The organism is Syntrophales bacterium (genome assembly GCA_023229765.1).
In the GTDB taxonomy this organism is placed as follows: domain Bacteria; phylum Desulfobacterota; class Syntrophia; order Syntrophales; family UBA5619; genus DYTH01.
The window spans coordinates 96,647-114,822 of record JALNYO010000010.1 but is presented as its reverse complement, the minus strand read 5'-3'; the positions used below and the strand labels follow the sequence as shown (position 1 = coordinate 114,822).

The 18,176-nt window shown below is 46.9% G+C and carries 22 protein-coding genes; 14 read left to right on the top strand and 8 right to left on the bottom strand.

The genetic code is table 11. The features are described from left to right. Nucleotides 1-448: phage integrase N-terminal SAM-like domain-containing protein (locus M0P74_07770; protein ID MCK9363480.1), on the bottom strand; the 448-nt coding region annotated here is incomplete at its 3' end. A 345-nt stretch (nucleotides 449-793) separates the two neighbouring features. On the opposite strand from M0P74_07770, the gene M0P74_07765 reads away from it, so the two are divergent. From M0P74_07765 to M0P74_07740, 6 genes are all read left to right on the top strand, one after another. After that, entirely contained in the window at nucleotides 794-1,042 is a 249-nt protein-coding gene (locus tag M0P74_07765; protein MCK9363479.1) for a superinfection immunity protein, read from the top strand. A gap of 366 nt (nucleotides 1,043-1,408) precedes the next feature. Further along, nucleotides 1,409-2,524, top strand: coding sequence for a nucleotide-binding protein (locus M0P74_07760; protein ID MCK9363478.1), 1,116 nt, complete (start codon nucleotides 1,409-1,411; stop codon nucleotides 2,522-2,524). A 65-nt stretch (nucleotides 2,525-2,589) separates the two neighbouring features. After that, nucleotides 2,590-3,054 carry a hypothetical protein gene (locus tag M0P74_07755; protein MCK9363477.1) on the top strand — a complete coding sequence of 155 codons (465 nt, stop codon included), beginning with the start codon at nucleotides 2,590-2,592 and terminating at the stop codon, nucleotides 3,052-3,054. A gap of 91 nt (nucleotides 3,055-3,145) precedes the next feature. Next, nucleotides 3,146-3,922, top strand: a complete 777-nt coding sequence (locus M0P74_07750) for an FRG domain-containing protein (protein MCK9363476.1) — start codon at nucleotides 3,146-3,148, stop codon at nucleotides 3,920-3,922. 200 nt (nucleotides 3,923-4,122) lie between these two features. Next, the gene (locus M0P74_07745) at nucleotides 4,123-5,031 is read left to right on the top strand and encodes a site-specific DNA-methyltransferase (protein ID MCK9363475.1); all 909 of its coding nucleotides are present in this window, start codon (nucleotides 4,123-4,125) and stop codon (nucleotides 5,029-5,031) included. Further along, the gene (locus M0P74_07740) at nucleotides 4,964-5,698 is read left to right on the top strand and encodes a cytosolic protein (GenBank protein ID MCK9363474.1); all 735 of its coding nucleotides are present in this window, start codon (nucleotides 4,964-4,966) and stop codon (nucleotides 5,696-5,698) included. The genes M0P74_07745 and M0P74_07740 overlap by 68 nt, the downstream gene beginning before the upstream one ends. Before the next feature lie 497 nt (nucleotides 5,699-6,195). Here the strand turns inward: M0P74_07740 and M0P74_07735 are convergent, their stop codons facing one another. Beyond that, entirely contained in the window at nucleotides 6,196-6,417 is a 222-nt protein-coding gene (locus M0P74_07735; GenBank protein MCK9363473.1) for a hypothetical protein, read from the bottom strand. A gap of 49 nt (nucleotides 6,418-6,466) precedes the next feature. Between M0P74_07735 and M0P74_07730 the strand changes: the two genes are divergently transcribed. The 7 genes from M0P74_07730 to M0P74_07700 all read left to right on the top strand — a co-directional run bounded on the left by M0P74_07730 (nucleotide 6,467) and on the right by M0P74_07700 (nucleotide 10,139). Continuing rightward, nucleotides 6,467-7,828: a B12-binding domain-containing radical SAM protein gene (locus tag M0P74_07730; GenBank protein MCK9363472.1), complete on the top strand. Its 1,362-nt coding sequence runs from the start codon at nucleotides 6,467-6,469 to the stop codon at nucleotides 7,826-7,828. A 189-nt stretch (nucleotides 7,829-8,017) separates the two neighbouring features. After that, nucleotides 8,018-8,290 carry a BrnT family toxin gene (locus tag M0P74_07725; GenBank protein MCK9363471.1) on the top strand — a complete coding sequence of 91 codons (273 nt, stop codon included), beginning with the start codon at nucleotides 8,018-8,020 and terminating at the stop codon, nucleotides 8,288-8,290. Then, a complete protein-coding gene (locus M0P74_07720) occupies nucleotides 8,277-8,534 on the top strand; it encodes a hypothetical protein (protein ID MCK9363470.1) in 258 nt (85 codons plus the stop codon). The genes M0P74_07725 and M0P74_07720 overlap by 14 nt, the downstream gene beginning before the upstream one ends. A gap of 123 nt (nucleotides 8,535-8,657) precedes the next feature. Next, the gene (locus M0P74_07715; GenBank protein ID MCK9363469.1) at nucleotides 8,658-8,891 is read left to right on the top strand and encodes a type II toxin-antitoxin system prevent-host-death family antitoxin; all 234 of its coding nucleotides are present in this window, start codon (nucleotides 8,658-8,660) and stop codon (nucleotides 8,889-8,891) included. Continuing rightward, entirely contained in the window at nucleotides 8,891-9,268 is a 378-nt protein-coding gene (locus M0P74_07710) for a type II toxin-antitoxin system VapC family toxin (protein MCK9363468.1), read from the top strand. Before M0P74_07715 ends, M0P74_07710 begins: the two co-directional genes overlap by 1 nt. A 335-nt stretch (nucleotides 9,269-9,603) precedes the next feature. Next, on the top strand, nucleotides 9,604-9,864 hold the full coding sequence (locus M0P74_07705) for a DUF4160 domain-containing protein (GenBank protein MCK9363467.1): 261 nt from the start codon (nucleotides 9,604-9,606) through the stop codon (nucleotides 9,862-9,864). 8 nt (nucleotides 9,865-9,872) lie between these two features. Then, nucleotides 9,873-10,139 (top strand): DUF2442 domain-containing protein, encoded by a 267-nt coding sequence (locus M0P74_07700; protein MCK9363466.1) that lies wholly within the window; start codon nucleotides 9,873-9,875, stop codon nucleotides 10,137-10,139. Between the two features lie 430 nt (nucleotides 10,140-10,569). On the opposite strand, the gene M0P74_07695 is transcribed toward M0P74_07700, so the two are convergent. From M0P74_07695 to ppcB, 4 genes are all read right to left on the bottom strand, one after another. Next, entirely contained in the window at nucleotides 10,570-11,136 is a 567-nt protein-coding gene (locus tag M0P74_07695) for a UbiX family flavin prenyltransferase (GenBank protein ID MCK9363465.1), read from the bottom strand. Next, on the bottom strand, nucleotides 11,133-11,510 hold the full coding sequence (locus M0P74_07690) for a hypothetical protein (protein ID MCK9363464.1): 378 nt from the start codon (nucleotides 11,508-11,510) through the stop codon (nucleotides 11,133-11,135). Before M0P74_07690 ends, M0P74_07695 begins: the two co-directional genes overlap by 4 nt. 11 nt (nucleotides 11,511-11,521) lie before the next feature. Next, a complete protein-coding gene (locus M0P74_07685) occupies nucleotides 11,522-12,793 on the bottom strand; it encodes a Tm-1-like ATP-binding domain-containing protein (protein ID MCK9363463.1) in 1,272 nt (423 codons plus the stop codon). A gap of 270 nt (nucleotides 12,794-13,063) precedes the next feature. Beyond that, complete coding sequence (gene ppcB, locus M0P74_07680) at nucleotides 13,064-14,467, bottom strand: phenylphosphate carboxylase subunit beta (GenBank protein MCK9363462.1); 1,404 nt, start codon at nucleotides 14,465-14,467, stop codon at nucleotides 13,064-13,066. 349 nt (nucleotides 14,468-14,816) lie between these two features. Between ppcB and M0P74_07675 the strand changes: the two genes are divergently transcribed. After that, entirely contained in the window at nucleotides 14,817-15,785 is a 969-nt protein-coding gene (locus M0P74_07675) for a LysR family transcriptional regulator (protein ID MCK9363461.1), read from the top strand. A 1-nt stretch (nucleotide 15,786) separates the two neighbouring features. Here the strand turns inward: M0P74_07675 and M0P74_07670 are convergent, their stop codons facing one another. After that, nucleotides 15,787-17,007 carry a Tm-1-like ATP-binding domain-containing protein gene (locus tag M0P74_07670; protein MCK9363460.1) on the bottom strand — a complete coding sequence of 407 codons (1,221 nt, stop codon included), beginning with the start codon at nucleotides 17,005-17,007 and terminating at the stop codon, nucleotides 15,787-15,789. 35 nt (nucleotides 17,008-17,042) lie between these two features. Continuing rightward, nucleotides 17,043-18,116 carry a PEP/pyruvate-binding domain-containing protein gene (locus M0P74_07665; protein ID MCK9363459.1) on the bottom strand — a complete coding sequence of 358 codons (1,074 nt, stop codon included), beginning with the start codon at nucleotides 18,114-18,116 and terminating at the stop codon, nucleotides 17,043-17,045. Nucleotides 18,117-18,176 lie beyond the last annotated feature (60 nt).

Sequence of the window (18,176 nt, the reverse complement as noted above, 5' to 3'; positions counted from 1 at the left end):
GGCGCTGAGTGCTGGCCGAAACCCTCGCATCCACGGCGAGATGGTCGAGAAACCCCCGGATGTCGGCGGCGCTCGCCTCCTCGACCGGCCGCCCTTCCAGCCAGATGGCAAAGCGTCTCGCCCAGCCACGATACGTCTGTTCGGTGCGCCACTGCAAATGCTTGCGTCGAATGGCGGTAACCAGGCGTTTTTCCCAGGCTGTCAAACCCGCATCCGGTCTTTCCAGTTCGATGACGTGTTGTCGGGCGCCCTGTTCAGGATGAACCGTATCCGGAACCCCTGACTGAATGGCGGCGGATTTGAAAAACCACCGCAGGGATGCGCGCACCGAATCGGTTTTTTGCCCCTGTTCTTCGATATGATGCAGATAATCCAAAACGGATTCCACGGAGGCACGCCGGGCGTTTGCCTTGAGAAACTTCAGCCAGGCAAAGATGTCCTGTTCCATCCCGTTCCTTTGAGAGGAATCGCCGATTTCCGAATGCAACACCTCGCGCCATCTCGGAAACGAGACGGGAGCATTTGTGCCGCCGCTGACTTTGTCTGTTTGCTTTTCCATACAGGCGAAAATAACAGATCGCGTACCACAACTCAAGATGTTTTCATCGCTTTCATGCAGCTCGTAACATAGTGATAGTACTTAAGTAGGCGCCAATATTTCCCCTTGACACACTGGGATGTAAATGCTCTATTGTCCGGCACCCGTTGAACGGCTTTCCAAACGTTAGCCAAGGCAATCAGCTTTGGCCCAATTATACTGTTATGCTACATAAAGATACGAAACGGAGCAAGTATGTATTTATTAGACCAATTCTTAAAATTGATTGATGCTTTATGGAGCCTTGGTTTCCAACTCCTATTTATACTCGCCATTTATCTTGTGCCAACATTTATTGCGCACCGTCGTAAGCATGAAAAAAGAACCATGCTAACAATTATAAATATATTTTTAGGTTGGACATTTATTGCTTGGGTTGCATGCATTGCTTGGGCAATTTGGGGCAAGTCATCGAAAAAAATATTTACCGGGCAAGCCAGTTAAGCGGATAGATCTTTTTTTTGTCAGAAGGAGATATGAAATATGGAACATGAACCTACAATAACAAAAAATTATTACATCAAAAGAACCCATAAATTAACGGGGGATATAGTCCAACGGGGGATATAGTCCACATTGGTCCTGCTGATTTGTCGACGATAGAGGAAAAGCTGAAGGAATATCAATCAAGCGGAAATAATGAGTACGAATATATTTTGCTTGAGTTCGTTTATACGCCAATGTCAAGAAATTATTAAGGCATAACAAGGTCATTTCACCGGAGCGCTGCCGCGCCCGGTGAATTCGTCGTTGGGCATTGCACGGAGAGTTGTGAGCAAGTTTGACGTAAACATAGAGAGGAACTAGATCATGGGACCCAGCAACAGCCGTGAAATCGCCGTAGTTCATGGTAGAGATTCAGAGGTGAGTTCTGCGATTTTTGATTTGCTTCGCAAACTTGATTTGCACCCTTTAGAATGGGAGGAGCTGCTAATACGTTCAACCGTAGCGACTCCATATACAGGACACCTGCTTGATAAATTATTTGAGAACGTTCAGGCTGTAGTAGTTATCTTTACACCCGAGGATGAAGCGAGACTTCATCCTGATTTACATAGTGAGGGAGAAAAAGCATTTGAAACAAGGTATATGTGTCAAGCAAGACCCAATGTTCTTTTTGAGGCAGGCATGGCATTTGGACTTTACCCAGATAGAACGATATTGCTCGAAACTGGTAACCTCCGACCAATCAGCGATCTAGTTGGCCGGCATACTGTAAGACTTGGGTCAAAGAACGCAATTTTAAGCTTTGTCAACCGCCTAAAAGCTGCCGGATGTCCTGTAAACACAAATGGTACTGAATGGTTGGAGACAAAACGGTTTGACAATTTGGCGGCCATTAATCGCGTTCCGGTAGCAAATTCAGATTACATTAGTCCTCCACGCCTTTTTCCTACCAACATATGGCTTAATCCATGGAAAACTGGATCAGAGGATGAAGTCAGGCTAGTCGCTAGAAATGAACGACAGAAAAATCCTCTAATTGCCAAGACACTGCAAAAAGATTTGAGCAGAAGCAATGACAAATGCAGCCTGTATTCAAAGAAAGAAGGGCCCCATGCTCCTTTGCGTATAAAAGGCCAAGTTAATTTACAGGGCTCAGGGCCTTCTGATCTTCGCCTTATCATAGTGCAGCAGAGATTCACTGTTGACGGGAGGCCAATAGCCAATCCGCCTGATGCAGGGCCATTTGGTTTCGTGGTAATACCCGGCCAGGAGTTTAATGTCAGTTTCGAGGCATCAATTCCTGATCGAGAATTTAATGAGGGAGATTTCCTGTATGCTCTTCATGTTGTTTATGAGGATGAAAGCAAGATACGCCGTGACGTAGAAGCATACTGGTGGTACGATTTCGATGAAGACAAATTTTGGAACAACCTGAACAAGGTTCCTTATTTTGATTCGATTCGAAAGAACTTTTGGTAAAACAATGATACCCACGTCAATCCAGCGGATGGGAAGACGCGGTCCGGTTGGGCATAGGAGGAATCATGGACGTTTCAGCTTTCTTGGCAGTTCTTCAAAACTTTGGCATCGGCATTAGTGCAAGCGCCTTCGTAGAGTTTCTGAAGGCATATTTCGAGTCTCGGAAAACATCATCGCCTCAAGAGTTCGCTCGGCACCTTGATTCTTTCCTCAAGATCCAAGGTGTCACGGTCAATGCCTCGACCGTTATCGATGCATTCGCTGAAAGAGGTCTACTGACCATCCAAGGATCAACGCTGTTTGCACCAGACAAGATCACGATGGGGGCGGGACAGAACGCAACTTTCGTGTTCGGAAACGATAGCGTTAGTCGCACAAACAACACGGCTATCCATGCTCGAGGCAACGCACAGGTTGTCGGCTCTAATGCGGCGGTCGTACAAAACCCGGACGGATCGGTAAGTTTTTTGGTGGGTTCTTCACCTAACAGCGGTATGAACTTCTATGTTGGCAGCGACAAGAAGGAATAAAGCTATGCCCAACCCATCATTCCACCGGACCTGCGCAAAAAGCTGCGCAGGCCGGTGAATTCAAACGTTGGATAGAAGAAAGGATTGAATTATGGTAACTCCACAACCGCCTACGTTTCCAAAAGCAAAGATCAGTAATGGCATCATGGAATCCAAGCTTTCTTCCTGGACCGACTTCAACAATGTGGTTAAAAAGCTTCTCAATCACCCAGATTACATATACCGGGGGCATCGTCGAAATGATTGGGATCTGGAGTCAACACTCACGCGACTTATGAAAAACATTCCTTCACGGTCTTCGGCTCTTTTGGACCATAAAGATGTATTCCGATATGCCATCCGGGGACGAAGGGGCTCTAATCCTTCTGTGCCTTCAGACGATGAGCTCTGGTCGCTTGGTCAGCATCATGGTCTAGCTACACCGCTGCTGGACTGGACTGCGTCCCCCTATGTTGCTTTGTTCTTTGCATTCGCCGAATCCATGCCCGGAGACGAGACTGACACTCGGGTGGTGCTTGCACTCAACGAGACTAAGGTTGTGAAAAAGAGCAAGGAACTGGCCGCAAAAAATGCCCAAGCAGACATTGTCGAGTGGTTTCGGCCACTTTCCGATGACAACGCAAGGCTAGTAAACCAAAATGGACTTTTCATAAAATCTCCTGTTGGCGTGTCTATAGAGAACTGGATAAGTACGCATTTCCTGGGTCTCAATAAGACGGTGCTGGCCAAGATATATGTACCCAACGATAATCGAGTCGAATGCCTCCTCGCCCTGAACAAAATGAACATCAATCACGCGACCCTATTTCCCGACTTGGAAGGAGCTTGTAAGTTTACGAATATGAGATTAGAAGTTGACAATTACTGATTATCCAACAACCACATGAACCGGATCGCGGCCCTGTCGGGCCACTCCCGGTTATGCAAGCGTTATACATCATAAAAAATCAACACAGGAAAACAGAGTGTCCTTGGGATGTTTAATAAAATCGCCAATAAAGTCAGTAAAGATTTTTCCTGATAAATGATGTATAGTCGTCCCATCATGGTTTCAGGGAGAAATAGGGAATGATTACAGTCACAGCAAAAACAATATTGGGAGATTGCCGGGAAGCTTTACGAGATCTACGCGACAACTCTGTTGATTTGATTTTTACCTCGCCACCATATGCAGACCAACGGTCACAGACATATGGTGGTATCAAGCCCGACCAGTATGTTGACTGGTTTTTGCCGATAGGCATCGAACTGCTTCGTGTTCTCAAGCCAGATGGAACTTTTGTCCTCAATATTAAAGAAAAAGCACAAAACGGAGAACGGCATACCTACGTTCTCGAATTGATTCTCGCCATGAGAAAAATTGGCTGGCTCTGGACTGAAGAAATGATTTGGCATAAGAAAAACTGTTATCCGGGAAAGTGGCCCAACCGCTTCCGTGATTCATGGGAACGACTGATACAATTTAATAAATCACGGCACTTCAACATGTATCAGGAAGAGGTTATGGTTCCTATGGGAAACTGGGCAGAAAAACGACTCCAGAACCTGAGTGAAACCGATAAAATCCGCGACAATTCAAAAGTCGGCAGCGGATTCGGCAAAAACATTTCAAACTGGATAGGAAAAGATAGAGCTTATCCTACCAATGTTCTCCAATTGGCTACGGAATGTTCCAACAAAAATCACAGCGCCGCATTCCCGGAAACTTTGCCCGAATGGTTTATCAAGCTTTTCACCAAAGAAGGCAACACTGTGCTTGATCCTTTCATGGGGTCAGGAACTACGCTCAAAGTTGCACAGAGGATGAGAAGAAACTCCGTCGGCATAGACATCCTGCCGCAGTATTACGATATGGTCAATGCAGCAATCCAACCAACCGAATGCTATCTTTTTGAAAAGAGGAAAGAATATGCCGCCAATCACAAACAGCGAAGTGGAACGGTACGTAAGGGAAAACATATCGGCATTCCACAATAAACGGCTTGAAAGTATCAACAAAATCAAGTTGGAACAAATTCTCAAGCGGAAAAACCCTTATCTGTTCAAGGCAAAAAACATTATCGCCGCTCCCGATCTTGTTAAGACCCTGCTGGATGCCCACCTCTCTTCACAAGAAGAGACTATTTTCGGCGATTTTCTTGAAGGGCTTGCAATCCACATAAATAAAACCGTTTTCAGCGGCGACAAATCAGCCGCCGAAGGTATTGACCTGGAGTTTAATTCCGATGAAGTCCGGTATATCGTAGCAATCAAATCCGGCCCCAATTGGGGCAACAGCTCCCAAATCAAGAAAATGAAAGACAACTTCAACAAGGCCAAGCGAATTTTGCGGACTTCAAATTCGAAGATGAACATTATTGCAGTCAATGGCTGCTGTTACGGAGTTAATAAAAAACCGGACAAAGGTGAATATCAAAAACTGTGCGGGCAGAGATTCTGGCAGTTTATATCTGGAGATGAATCTCTGTTTACGCAGATTATTGAACCCCTTGGACATAAAGCGAGAGAGCGAAACGAGGAGTTTATGGAACTCTATGCCCAGATTATTACAAAGTTTACTTGCAGCTTCGCGGAGGAATTCTGCAAAGACGGAAAAATTGACTGGGAGCGACTTGTCATATTCAATTCCGGAAACAAGAAATAACGGAAACTCTCCGCAAATCCGGCACTTCCTTTATTGAGCTATTTTATTTTAAAGAACAGAAATGCTTAATTACAGAGGGAAAAATGTATAACCTATAAGGATTGAGTCGGCCCGCGAGGCGATTAAATCGATGGCACGGACATGGTTGCGGGTCGAACTCAATCCATTGTTCAACAAGCCCGATCATATTATTAGGGTAAAGATTAGATTACGCAGGCGGGAAAGAAGTTGTCTCGTATAAGATTTTCATTGATTTGTCTGATTTCTCCGTAACAAAACCCGTTCTTTGACAAAAAATCCTCCTTTTTCCGGTTTTTCGTTGTTCATTTGTTTTGGTTTTGACCAGTAATTTTCCGTATGGCGGCATTTACTCCGCCGCTTGCTGAAAGCGAAGCTTAATGTTCTTAATTCCGGCAACAGCAATCCCTGTCCGTTCGTAAACGGATTAAAAAAGACAAGAAAGAGTAACGGTTTTTCAGTTTACGTCCGCCGTCCATTTACCCCGGTTTCATCAAGGTAACGAAGGCTCCAGTTTCGAAGGCGTAATGGAAAATCAACATTCCCCGGCAATGGGGACAGTACGGCGCCGGTTTTTTCTCTTTTTTCGCTTCTGGTTGATCGGCAACGAAGAATGGCAGGGACAACTCTATCGCGGCCCTGACATCATCGGGGGCTATCGATGAACCCGAACCCAGAAAGCCGTAGTAGCGGATTTTCATGAATCCACAGGGTAAAACGTGCTGAAGAAAGGATAAAAAACTACAAACCATGAATGTGCTATTAATACAGCCTGCGAAAGCTCAGAGAACAATTGGTGGAGAAGACTTTTTTATTAATGAGCCTCTGGCTCTTGAATATTTAGCATCCGGTATTAAAGACAATCATGACGTGAAAATACTGGACATGCGGTTTGATAAAAATCTTGAGGAAGTTTTAGAAGATTTCAAACCAAATGTCGTTGGAATTACTTCGTATACGGTCACTGTAAATACAGTTAAAGGCCTTTTCGAAAGAATAAAAAAAATTCATCCCGATATTTTCACTGTTGTCGGTGGGCATCATGCTACAGTTGCGGCAGAGGATTTTCTTACTCCTTTTATTGATCTAATCGTAATGGGGGAGGGGGTTTTTGTTTTTAAGGAAATTATATCGAGGCTTGAAAAGAGGAAGGGATTTGCAGGGATACCGGGAATTGCTTATAAAGAAGATTCCATGCTCATTAAGATTCCATCTGATCCCATAACCGATCTTGATATTTTTCCTCACCCTGCAAGAGAGCTTACACAAAAATATAGACAACATTATTTTACAGAATGGATGAAACCATTGGCATCGATACGGACCTCAAAAGGATGTCCCTTCAGATGTAATTTCTGTGCTTTATGGAAACTTACCAACGGTAAATATATACGGAGGAAACCTGAAAATATCGTTAAAGAACTTTCCGAAATAAAGGAAGATTTCGTCTTTTTTGCTGATGATGAATCATTGGTTGATGCGGAAAGAATGAAGACTCTTGCAGGACTGATCAAAGAAGCAGGAATCAAGAAACGATATTTTTTGTATGGGAGAAGTGATACGATTATAAAACATCCGGAGCTTATCAGAATTTGGAAGGAAATCGGTCTTGAAAGAGTTTTTGTCGGACTGGAATTTTTTAGGGATGAAGATCTTAAATTTATAAACAAAGGCTCGACCGTTGAAAATAATAGGGAAGCGGTAAAAATATTACAATCAAATGGTATTGAAATATATGCTTCTTTTATGGTGCGACCGGAATTTACAAGAGAAGATTTTAAAGCCTTTAAAAAATACTGCAGAAGTTTGGCACTCAGTTTCCCGACCTTCTCAGTTCTCACGCCTTTACCCGGAACGGATTTCTATGAAGAGGTCAAGGGAAAACTTATTACAAAAAATTATGATCTGTTTGATTTTATACATACACTGCTCCCGACAAAACTTCCCTTAAATGAATTTTTTGATAATCTCAATTTCTTATATATGAATGCAAAATCTCCGATAAAGGCACTTTCTTTCATGATGAAATATCCTTTAAAGGAAATTCCTGGTTTAATCGCTCTTTTTTTGAGATTTTCCAGACAAGTAAAAAATGCATATAAAGATTATTAAAATTCACACAGTTGAAAGGAGATATTAGGCCAGATTATTGACATCATGGGAATAATAAATAGATATGTCTAACGAATCACTCCACTGGACAGGCGTTCCGCCCGCCAGTGACTTCAGGCGTTAGACCAAGACAATAAAGACTGAACAACATATTAATTTTCTGGTATAATAGCCATTAGGAAGGTATTTATGAACCTTGAGTGGAACCCGAAAAAGGCTGCCGCAAACATCCGAAAGCACGATGTCACATTTCAGGAAGCGGCAACAGTCTTTGGAGACCCTCTGGCTGTTACGTTTGAAGACCCGGATCATTCTTTGAATGAAAACCGGCAAGTTACTTTCGGCTTGTCCCTCCAAAACCGATTCCTCATTGTTTCCCATACGGAACGTGGCGGCCGAACACGAATCATAAACGCACGTCTAATGAACCGTAACGAAAGGAAAATCTATGAAGAAGGTTAAAGAATTTGATGAGCTTCGTCCTGAGTACAAAAGGGAAGACTTGGGCCAGGGAATCCGCGGTAAGTATTTTGAGTCTTACCAAAAAGGAACAAATCTGATACTCCTCAACCCCGATGTGGCAAAAGTATTTCCTACAGAAGCCGCGGTTAATGAGGCACTGATGTCCCTTATTAACGTTGCACAGAAATCAACTGGTCTAACCACAAACTCAACCGGACGCGCGAAAAAGCTGCGCGCCGGTTAGTTATCTCGTTAGCTCAAGGGCAAAATATCCGAATAATTGCTCTGTCTCAAGAAAACATAATTGACTATACTCCATGTCAAGTATATACTTTGAAATATAAACTTTACACATGGAGGGGTGATCATGAGAGCAACCGCAAAAGACCTAAGATTCAACTCAAAAGAACTAATAGACTCCGTAAATAGGGGAGAGGAAGTTGTTATTACCTTCCGAGGAAAACCGTGCGCTAAACTTGTTCCCTACCAAGAAATCAAAAGGCAAACAGAAAAAAATGAATTGTTCGGAATGTGGCAAGATAATGACATCGTAAAAAATGTGGATGAATATGTAAGAAGTTTAAGAAAAGGAAGATTCTAATGGTTATCGATACTGATGTCCTAATTTGGTATATGCGAGGTAATGAAAAAGCATATCAGCTCATTGAAAACTCAAACAATTTTTTCATATCTGTCATCACATATATGGAACTCGTCCAAGGATTGAGAAACAAAAAAGAGCTAACCCAACTCCGTAAAGCACTCCATGGATGGAACACACAAATTCTGTATGTGTCCGAAGAAGTATCGGCAAAAGCCATGTTCTATGTAGAACAACATTTTCTCAGCCATTCCATGCAACTTGCAGATGCTTTAATTGGAGCTACGGCAATCGCATATGGCCTTCCTATCCTCACGGGAAACGACAAACACTATAAGGTGATGAAGGATCTTCAGATAAAGAAATTTGTGCCATAGCAACATGGAATCAAAAATGAGCTAACCTATAAGGATTGAGTCGATCCGCGAGGCGATTAAATCGATGGCACGGACATGGTTGCGGGTCGAACTCAATCCGTTGTTCAACAAGCCCGATCATATTATTAGGGTAAAGATTAGATTACGCAGGTGGGAAAGAAGTTGTCGGAATGCGGAAGTATAAGGGAAAAAGAGATTAGCTTGTCACGGTCATCCTGCCGCGACAGCGGCTTACTTGAACAAATTCATCCAGCCGACCCCGAATAGCCGTCTTTCTTTTTCATTCCAGCGTCTGCGGTGAAATCGGCTGATAGTTGGCAGGGAAAGGTTAATCGATGCCAGAAATTTGCAGGTTTTTCGGAATTATCATTAGAATGTTCTTTGATGAGCATGACCCCCCACATTTCCATGCCGAATATCAGGGGAATAAGGCAGTTTTTGATTTCAATGGCAACATTATGAAAGGAAGCATGAAATCGAAGACAGCCACAAGACTCGTGAGAGAGTGGATAGACCGGCGTCTCAACGAACTTGAGGAGGATTGGGAACTGGCAAGGGCTGGTAAAGAAATAAAGAAAATTGCACCCTTAGAATGAGGTGAACCATGTGGAATATGAATGATGTGATAAAGATCGAATACAAGGGAGGTTTTGTCTATCATGTTGTTTTTGATGACGGGAAAATCGGTGACATAGACTTCTCAGAGTACGTCGGGAGGGGGCCTGTCTTTGAACCTCTGCGAGATACGGCATTTTTCAAGAAAGCAACAGTAGAGGGCGGAACTATTGCTTGGCCAAATGGTGCTGATATTGCTCCCGAAACGCTTTACGAAAAAATAACCTGCCAACAATTCGCTCCACCGGATGCGTGAAAAAGCTGCGTGCCGGTTAGTTATCTCGTTAACTATTTGAAATCATGGATGCCCGACAAAAGCATTCGGGCATGACACGGAGTTTTGCAATTACCTCAAGAGTAAATAGAAATATCTCCGGTGTCATCGACATGGACGAACAGACGCTGCAAGTTTTGCAATTACCTCAAGAGTAAATAGAAATATCCCACGGCAATTTTGTTCTATCGTGAGAAGAGCAAGTATTATGGGGCAACATGCCTTGGGATGAACTAAGAATCAGCAAGGATGGATGGAGTTGTTATTAATGCCATTTTAACGAAAGACGGACATGCTGTAGGTACACGATGTAAGCACAATCAACAGCGCCATCTTTCATTGCGAGCCCGGCGGAGCAAGCGGATAAGCGCCGGATAATTATGAGCCTGCCGTAGCGCTGTTTCCCCTACCGTTATTCGTCGCGCCCCTTCCATCTCGCAAAGAGGGAGTTGTCGATTTCGAGGATATCGAGGATCTTTCCCAGCGTGTGATTGATTAAATCGTCTATGGTCTTCGGCAGGTGGTAAAATGCGGGGACGGGGGGCAGAAGGATGCCGCCGAGATCCGCGACCCGGGCCATCAGCTCGAGGTGCCCCTTATGCAGCGGGGTTTCTCGGACAACCAGGATTAATTTGCGGCGTTCCTTCAAAATGACGTCGGCGGCGCGGATCACCAAATTGTCGTTAAAGGAATTGGCGATGCCGGACAGCGTCTTGATGGTGCAGGGAACGACGACCATCCCGTCTGTCTTGAAAGAGCCGCTGGAGATCGAGGCGGCCATGTTTTTTTCATCATGAACCTTATAAGCCAGCTTCTCCACATCCTCGACGGAAAAATCCGTTTCGATCAGGATATTCTTTTTCGCCGCCTCGGAAATAACCGCATGCGTTTCAACCTGCGCATCCTTGAGAACCTGCAGGAGCCGTATCCCGTAAATCACCCCGGACGCGCCGGTAATTCCTACTATAATCCGTTTCACCGTTTGGCCGCCTCCCCAATAATCCTTTTCCCAATCGCCGCGCACATCTCAACCACAACGACAATGTCTGCTTGCGTCAAGCTGTCCCAGTGAATCCCTGCGACAACCGACACCACCCGGTTGAGCTTTCGGGAAAGCTCTTCCGACATGGACTTGGCAATCACATCTTCCTTATGGCCCACAAGGGTAAAAACCGAACTGGTTGAGCCTATCCTGTTGGGGTCGCTGATGCCCGGCCGCGGCTGGGCAATCGCCACGGCGCCGATATGGGCGCGGCCGCCCGTGAGGACAACCAGCACGTCCGCACCCACAAACATCGTGCGTGCAGAAACCTCAAGGGCGCCATGTTTTTCTGAAATATCAAAACTATCCATATTACTGCCTATTATGCCTGCATATCCCGGATGGCCTGATCCAGGGCGGCAACAACTGCCCGGGCAAACTCAGGCGTATTGAGATGGGTATCTACCTCAATCACCTCTATCTGGGAAGAGAGATTCTTTTTCAGCTCGTCAATGAATGTCTGGTCGGATGCGGGGTCGAATAACGCGCCTCCTTCGACGCTCAGGGATGAAAATCCCCTCTTCGGAATCACAAATTTTACGAGTTTCGGGTTGGGGCACCGGTTGAGCTTTTCGGCAACAGCTTCGGCAATCATCTTCATTTCTTCCGGGTTTGTTCGGGCTTGCACCCGGATGGAATCCTGAAGCAGCAGCTTTCTTTCCGCCAACTTCCTGGAGACCCAGAGCTGATCTTTTTCATCCCTTCTTTGAAGGGGGCCGCAACTGATCATGTCAAAACCGCACGGAGAGAGGATGTAGGGCTTCCCCTGACGGCAGCCCGCATCTAAGCGATCCGGCCCCGCCGCCCTGTTTCCGCCCAGCAGATATTCGCTGAACCCGCCCGGCACTATATCGATAAAGGCCTCGAAAAGCCCCTGGCCGACAAGGTCGCCTGCCGCCTTTTCTCCCATCCCGGTTGCGTGGAAGGAGATTATATCGAAACGATCCTCAAGTAATTCACGTACATAGTGGGCGCCCTTATCGGCAAAGCCAAATTCGGTGATGGCAATCGCCGGCCTTCCTTCCTTCAGGCGAGGTTCATAGGATTCCACCATGCCGCAGATCGCGCCGGCGCCGTTGATCATCAGGTTTCGCACCAGCGGGTTGAGGCCGACCGTATCAACCACGCTGTGCATGACAGTAATGTCGCGAACGCCGAAAAACTCGGCAAGTTTTTTGGCGTAAGCAGGCATGGCCGCCACACTCGAAATGAGCAGTTTAGGGAGGCCAAACGGCAGCATTTTCATCGCCGAAAGACTAATAAATGTACCCGTCATGCCGCCCACGGCAATAACGCCCTGGAGATTTCCCGACGCCAGCATCTCTGTGAGTTTTTCCCCCAGCGCCGCCGCAACCGTGGAAGTGGCTTTATCCCGCTCCTTAGCCAGCATGCCGGCGATTGCCCCAACCGTTGTCCCACCGCTTCGGGCCAGCTCTTCATTGGTGATGTCGGCTTTCAGGGCGGATTTAATGGCCCCGGTGCCGATGCTGATATCAATCAGCGCAATTTTGTGGCCTCTTTTTTCAATGGTTTTCTTGATCAGGGCCAGGCCCGCTTCTCTTTCATCCAGCATGCCGATTACTGCAATGGTCATCTTCTGCCTCCGCTCCAAGTCGTCCGGCCGTGATAGGAAATGGAGGCCGGATATCAAAAATCATGGTAACTATTCAGCATGATAATAAAATCTGTCATTCCCGAGGGTGTAATCGGGAATATGGTACCGGTTTTAAACCCGTATCCCCGATAGAGACACTCGGGGATGACAATCTTTTTTAAGTGCTGAATAGTTACAAATCAGGCCCCTCGCCGGGGGATATTACTTCTTCCCACGGGAGGGGGCATGCGTTTAACTTAACGCCATGAACTACGCCAAACCCAACTCCGACCATCTCTCCTTTACCCTTTTTAGGACGTCGGGATCAAGCTCGACCGGGATCGGCTTCTCCTTCCATTCATACGGGATAGTCGCGTCAATGAGCAAGCGCCCCGTGATCCACCGGGCGTCAATCGGCAGCGAGGGGTCAAGCGGCGTCGAGCGGCCACGCTTGATGACCTGCGATCGGTTGGGCTGGAAGCGGAAAGCTAACGCATAAAGGACCCTGGGGATGTCCCAAGGATCAATATCGTCATCGACAACAATGACGGTCTTGAGACCATAGGCGCCCATTTCCGTAGAGATGGCCGCCGTGGCAACCTGATCGGCATGTCCGGGGTACATCTGTTTGACGGAGATTATAGCTATGAATCTCCCCGCGGCTTCAGGAGGGCAGTAAACGGCCTTGAGGCCGGGAATCCTCATGGCAACGAGCTGCTGCCACAGAGTGGCCCCGTATGTCAAGGCCAGGGTCATATGGGTATCGGTTACAGCCTTGCCGACGGTAGTTCCCCAGAAAATGGGATTGTTCCGGTGGGTAATGCAGTTGACCTTGATAAAATTACGTGGGTCTGTTCCCACCCCGGAGTAATAGCCGGTATATTCGCCGAAAGGCCCTTCGTCCATAAAGGCCTCGGGATCCACCTCGCCCTCGACAACGATTTCCGCATGCGCAGGGATAGGCAAATCAACCGTTTCTCCCTTGATGACCTCCACCGGCTCCTCTCGCAAGGCGCCGGCAAAATCATATTCGGAATCAAATGCCGACAAACGGGCCCCACCCATCAGAAAGAGCAGCGGATCGCTCCCCACGATCGAGGCAACCGGCATGGATTGTTTTCTCGCCGCATACTTTTTCAGCATAATGTCCGCATGCTTGCCTTTGATAAACTGGACGCCCAGGTGATTCTTGTTGAGAAGCTGCGCCCTGTATGTCCCGAGGTTGACCCACCCCGTATCCGGGTCTTTCGAAACAATATAGTGGGCTGTGCCGAAATAGCGACCGCCATCCAGCGGATAAAACTTGGGAACCGGGAACTTGAACAGATCAATATCATCGCCCTTGAGGATATTCTCTTTACAGGGCGCCTTATCCACCCACTTGGGGGGAATCTTAATTCCCCCTTTTTCCACCCATTTCCGCATCAGATCGACCAGAGTCGAGCCGATAGGCATGCCCATGACCAGGGACAAACGTTCGGTCGTGCCAAAGGCGCTCATCAGAACCGGGGTATTGTAACCTTTAACATTTTCAAAAAGGAGCGCCGGGCCACCCTTCTCTTCGTTGACCTTCGCGATGGTCGAAAGCTCCAGATTCCAATCAACCTCGGCTGTAATCCGCTTCAAAATTCCTTCTTTTTCGCATAACGCTATAAAATCTCTCATGTCTTTCATCGCAATCAATACCTCCTTTAAATGGGTTCAATCTGCCAATATGCGAACAAAACCTTTTGTCGCCGGGACCGACATCATTAATTTGGGCTGCAAATAATCGTTACAGGGAAGCATACATTGGTGCTGACGTTTGCCGCTTATTCAGTTTTTTCCATGTGACTGTTAGATTACCGATTTAAAAAAAATTGTCAATTTCAATTTTTTTATGCTATCCATAAGTATAAATTATAAATAGCGATAGAAAATCTCCATAGTTATCAATACAGGCACTCTGCCGTTTTGCTGAGCGCTCTGATAATCAGAGTATTATCAGCCGGTTGATTGTTATATTAAAGAGGACTGATCGGTTATGCTTAATTTTAATCAGCTCCGGGTATTCTATCACGCTGCCAGAACTTTGAGTTTTACCCTCGCGGCCAAAGAACTTTTTATTACTCAGCCGGCCGTGACTGCCCAGGTAAAATCCCTTGAAGACTGCTGCGATATAAAATTATTCAAGAGAAAAGGCCGGGGGCTGTGCCTGACCGATGAAGGAAAAACCCTTTATGCTTATGCCCTCCGGGTGTTTGAGTATGAAAAGGAGATTGAAAATGTCATCCAGGACATGCGACAATTAAAGAGAGGCGTTCTGAGGGTGGGGGCGTCAAAGGCATACACTCTATATATCATGCCCTTTCTTATCCATGCCTTTCATCTGCTGCACCCCCTGGTCAAGATAAATGTAAACGAAGGGAATTCAACCGATCTTACCCAGAGCCTGCACGACCTGCAGATCGAAGTGGGCTTCATTGCCACGCCTGAAAACAGAACTGATCTGACATTTATCCCCTTTGCCCGTGAAGAAATAATGCTCATCATGGCCCCCGACCACCGTCTGGCGGGAAAGGAATCCATAACCCTGAACGACATCAGCCAGGAACCAATAATCATGAAGCATGGCGGTTCCGGCACGCGCCGCGTGCTCGACAGGTTTTTTGCTGAATATCAATTCAGTCCCAATATTCTTATGGAGACAAGCAATGATGGGCTAATAATCGAGATGGTGAAAAGGGGCGAAGGGATTTCTTTTTTGGTAAAACCGCTGTTGACCGCGGAACTTGAGAATGGCCAAATTCTTACAGCCCCGATAGGCGATATCAAACTTTGGATGAATATCAGCATTGCCTATCTCCGAGGCCAATCCCTTTCCAAGGCGGCTCAGGCGTTCATAGACATGCTGGTTGACATGACCCCCGCGAACATGGCATCCGCTGATATCACCGATATTATAAGCAGACTACGCGTGCAGCCAGGATATTATCCAACAACCAGGGATTAAATCACAGAAGCTCAGATGCGGACTGCTGAACCATGCCGTGCATTACTTCCGCCGCCTGCCTGCCAAAGGAGGGATCGTTAATATGGCTGTCAGACTCAATCACGCTGATATCGGAACGCAGCCCCTGCCTGATTGCGCCCACAAAGGATTGACTGACCTCGGGATCCCATAAGGGGCAGGCTTCCCCATCAGCTTCGGACCAGCCCCGACTGGGAATAAGCACCTTGACCAAAGCCGTGCCGGCATTCAGTTTTTCGATCAGTTGGGCAGCTATCTGCCCGGTCTCCTGATAGTCCAAGCGAATTGCGGAACGAAAATCGTAAAAAAACAGCTTCCGCTCGGCAAATTCAGCGGGGATCGTCTCGCGGGTAAACTCGAAGACCGCGCAATCCAACCCCCCGGGAATCACCAGGCGCGGGATGCTCTTCCCATTGTTTGACATCAGTCTGTTCGGTTTGATCCCTTTGCAGTATCCGCCCATCAGCTCATCGGCCAGCTCGTGCGTGGCGAGATCCAGGATACCCGCAAAGTAACCCTCGGCGGCCAGCTCTTCCATTGCCGTTCCACCTGTGCCATTGGCATGAAACGGAATAACCTCATATCCCTGCGACTCCAGATGACCCCTGATATTCTCTGCGGCACGTGTGACAAATCCAAAAAAAGACATGGCAATTCGAGGCTTTTCGCAAGCGGGGCTCCACTTCCTTGCGGCCATGCCGCAGACGGCGCCGGCAGCCATATCCAGAATCCTGCCCGAAATGCTGTTGACGCCCAAAATATCCACCACGCTATGAATCATCGTGATGTCCTTGGTGCCGACAGTTTTCGCCATATCGCGAGACGCCACGGTAGAAACCATCACCTTGGGGACTCCTATGGGGAGCTGACGCATCAGGGCAGTGCTGATATACGTTCCGGTTCCTCCGCCGGCCGATATCAGGCCGCAAATGCGCCCCTGCGAGTGCAGTTTTCTGATTAATGGCCCGGCATGGTCAATGACCAGTTCAATTGCCTCATCCCTGCTGAGATTTTTTCGCGGATTCGGGGCGATAACGTCCGCATACAGGTCATAGTCGGCCTTAAAGGGGGACGGCCCCTTTGTCCCCAGGTGAACCATTGCTGTTTTAAAACCCCGCTCTTGAATGACGTCCCTCAGAAACAGATGTTCTTCCGCCTTCGAATCAAATGTTCCTATTACTGCAATTGCCCTATCCTCTTCCATCGCCGCTCCTGCGCTTCTGTTCCTACGCTCCAAATCTAAATTCTAACTTTAGTTGGGGTGACAGCCTTTTCAAGCAGCAACTCCAACCCAGTCTTTTTACCAAGCACAGAACCCCTCTTTTTCTTGCCCCACACGCTCTCCGGACGAGCCTGCACCAGAAAGATATTATCCGGAAAGGGAAGGCTTCTCGAGATAGACCACTCTGTATCCTGGGGGCAGCCGAAATGCGCTTCAACCCTTTTCGCAATCCTCGTAAGCTCGATAACTTCTCTATCTTCCAGACACTGAGCCTTCCTTTGCTCCGGAGGCAGCTCTGTATATTCCATCTCTTTGGTCTCCGGGTTATAGACAAATTCACTTCCCTTATCGGAAATTATCTTTTCTTCAATCGTCAAACTAACTTTATCAACCAGATACCTGTCAGGCGTTACATTCCCGGAAACCACAGCTTCACCAAAACCGAAGCTCCCTTCTATCGCTACCTTTAATACATCGCCATTAACAGGGTTTATGGTAAACATAACCCCGGCCGCCTTTGCATCAACCATTGTCAATACAGCCACTCCTATCGGGTCATAATGCAGCGGCAAATTGAGCCTTGCCCTTGCTATTATAGAGCGGGCATTGAACGTGCTCCCCCAGACGCGCACCACATTGGCAACAACATCATCTGCCCCGCTTACATTCAAATATGTCTCATACTGCCCGGGATGGCTTGCAGGCCCTGCGGAACGGGTAGCTACATATATATTTTCACATCCCGCAATTTTGCACAATTCCCCGTAGTGGCTTTTTACGGTCTCCTCCATATCAGGAGGCATTTTTATCCTTTCCACAATTTCCCTTATATCCTGGGCCGCCTTTTCGTATTTCAGGGTCTCCGCCAAATCGTTGGGATCAGCCTTAAAGTCCTCTAAATACTTCAATATAAGTTTTGTGGCTTCTGTCTCGTTCATAAATCTGCTGTAGGCGTCCACGCCAAGGGCATAACCAGGGGGGACGTTAAACCCCGCCTTCGTCAACTCTCCAAGGTTGGCGCATTTTTTACCAATAATATTGTTGTGTTCCTGACAAACATCTTTTAGCCAGTATATCCATTTTTCCGCCATCTTCATACCCCCTTATGTCGGTGAATACAGTAGGGAAGCACGGTCGCACGGCGACCGCGC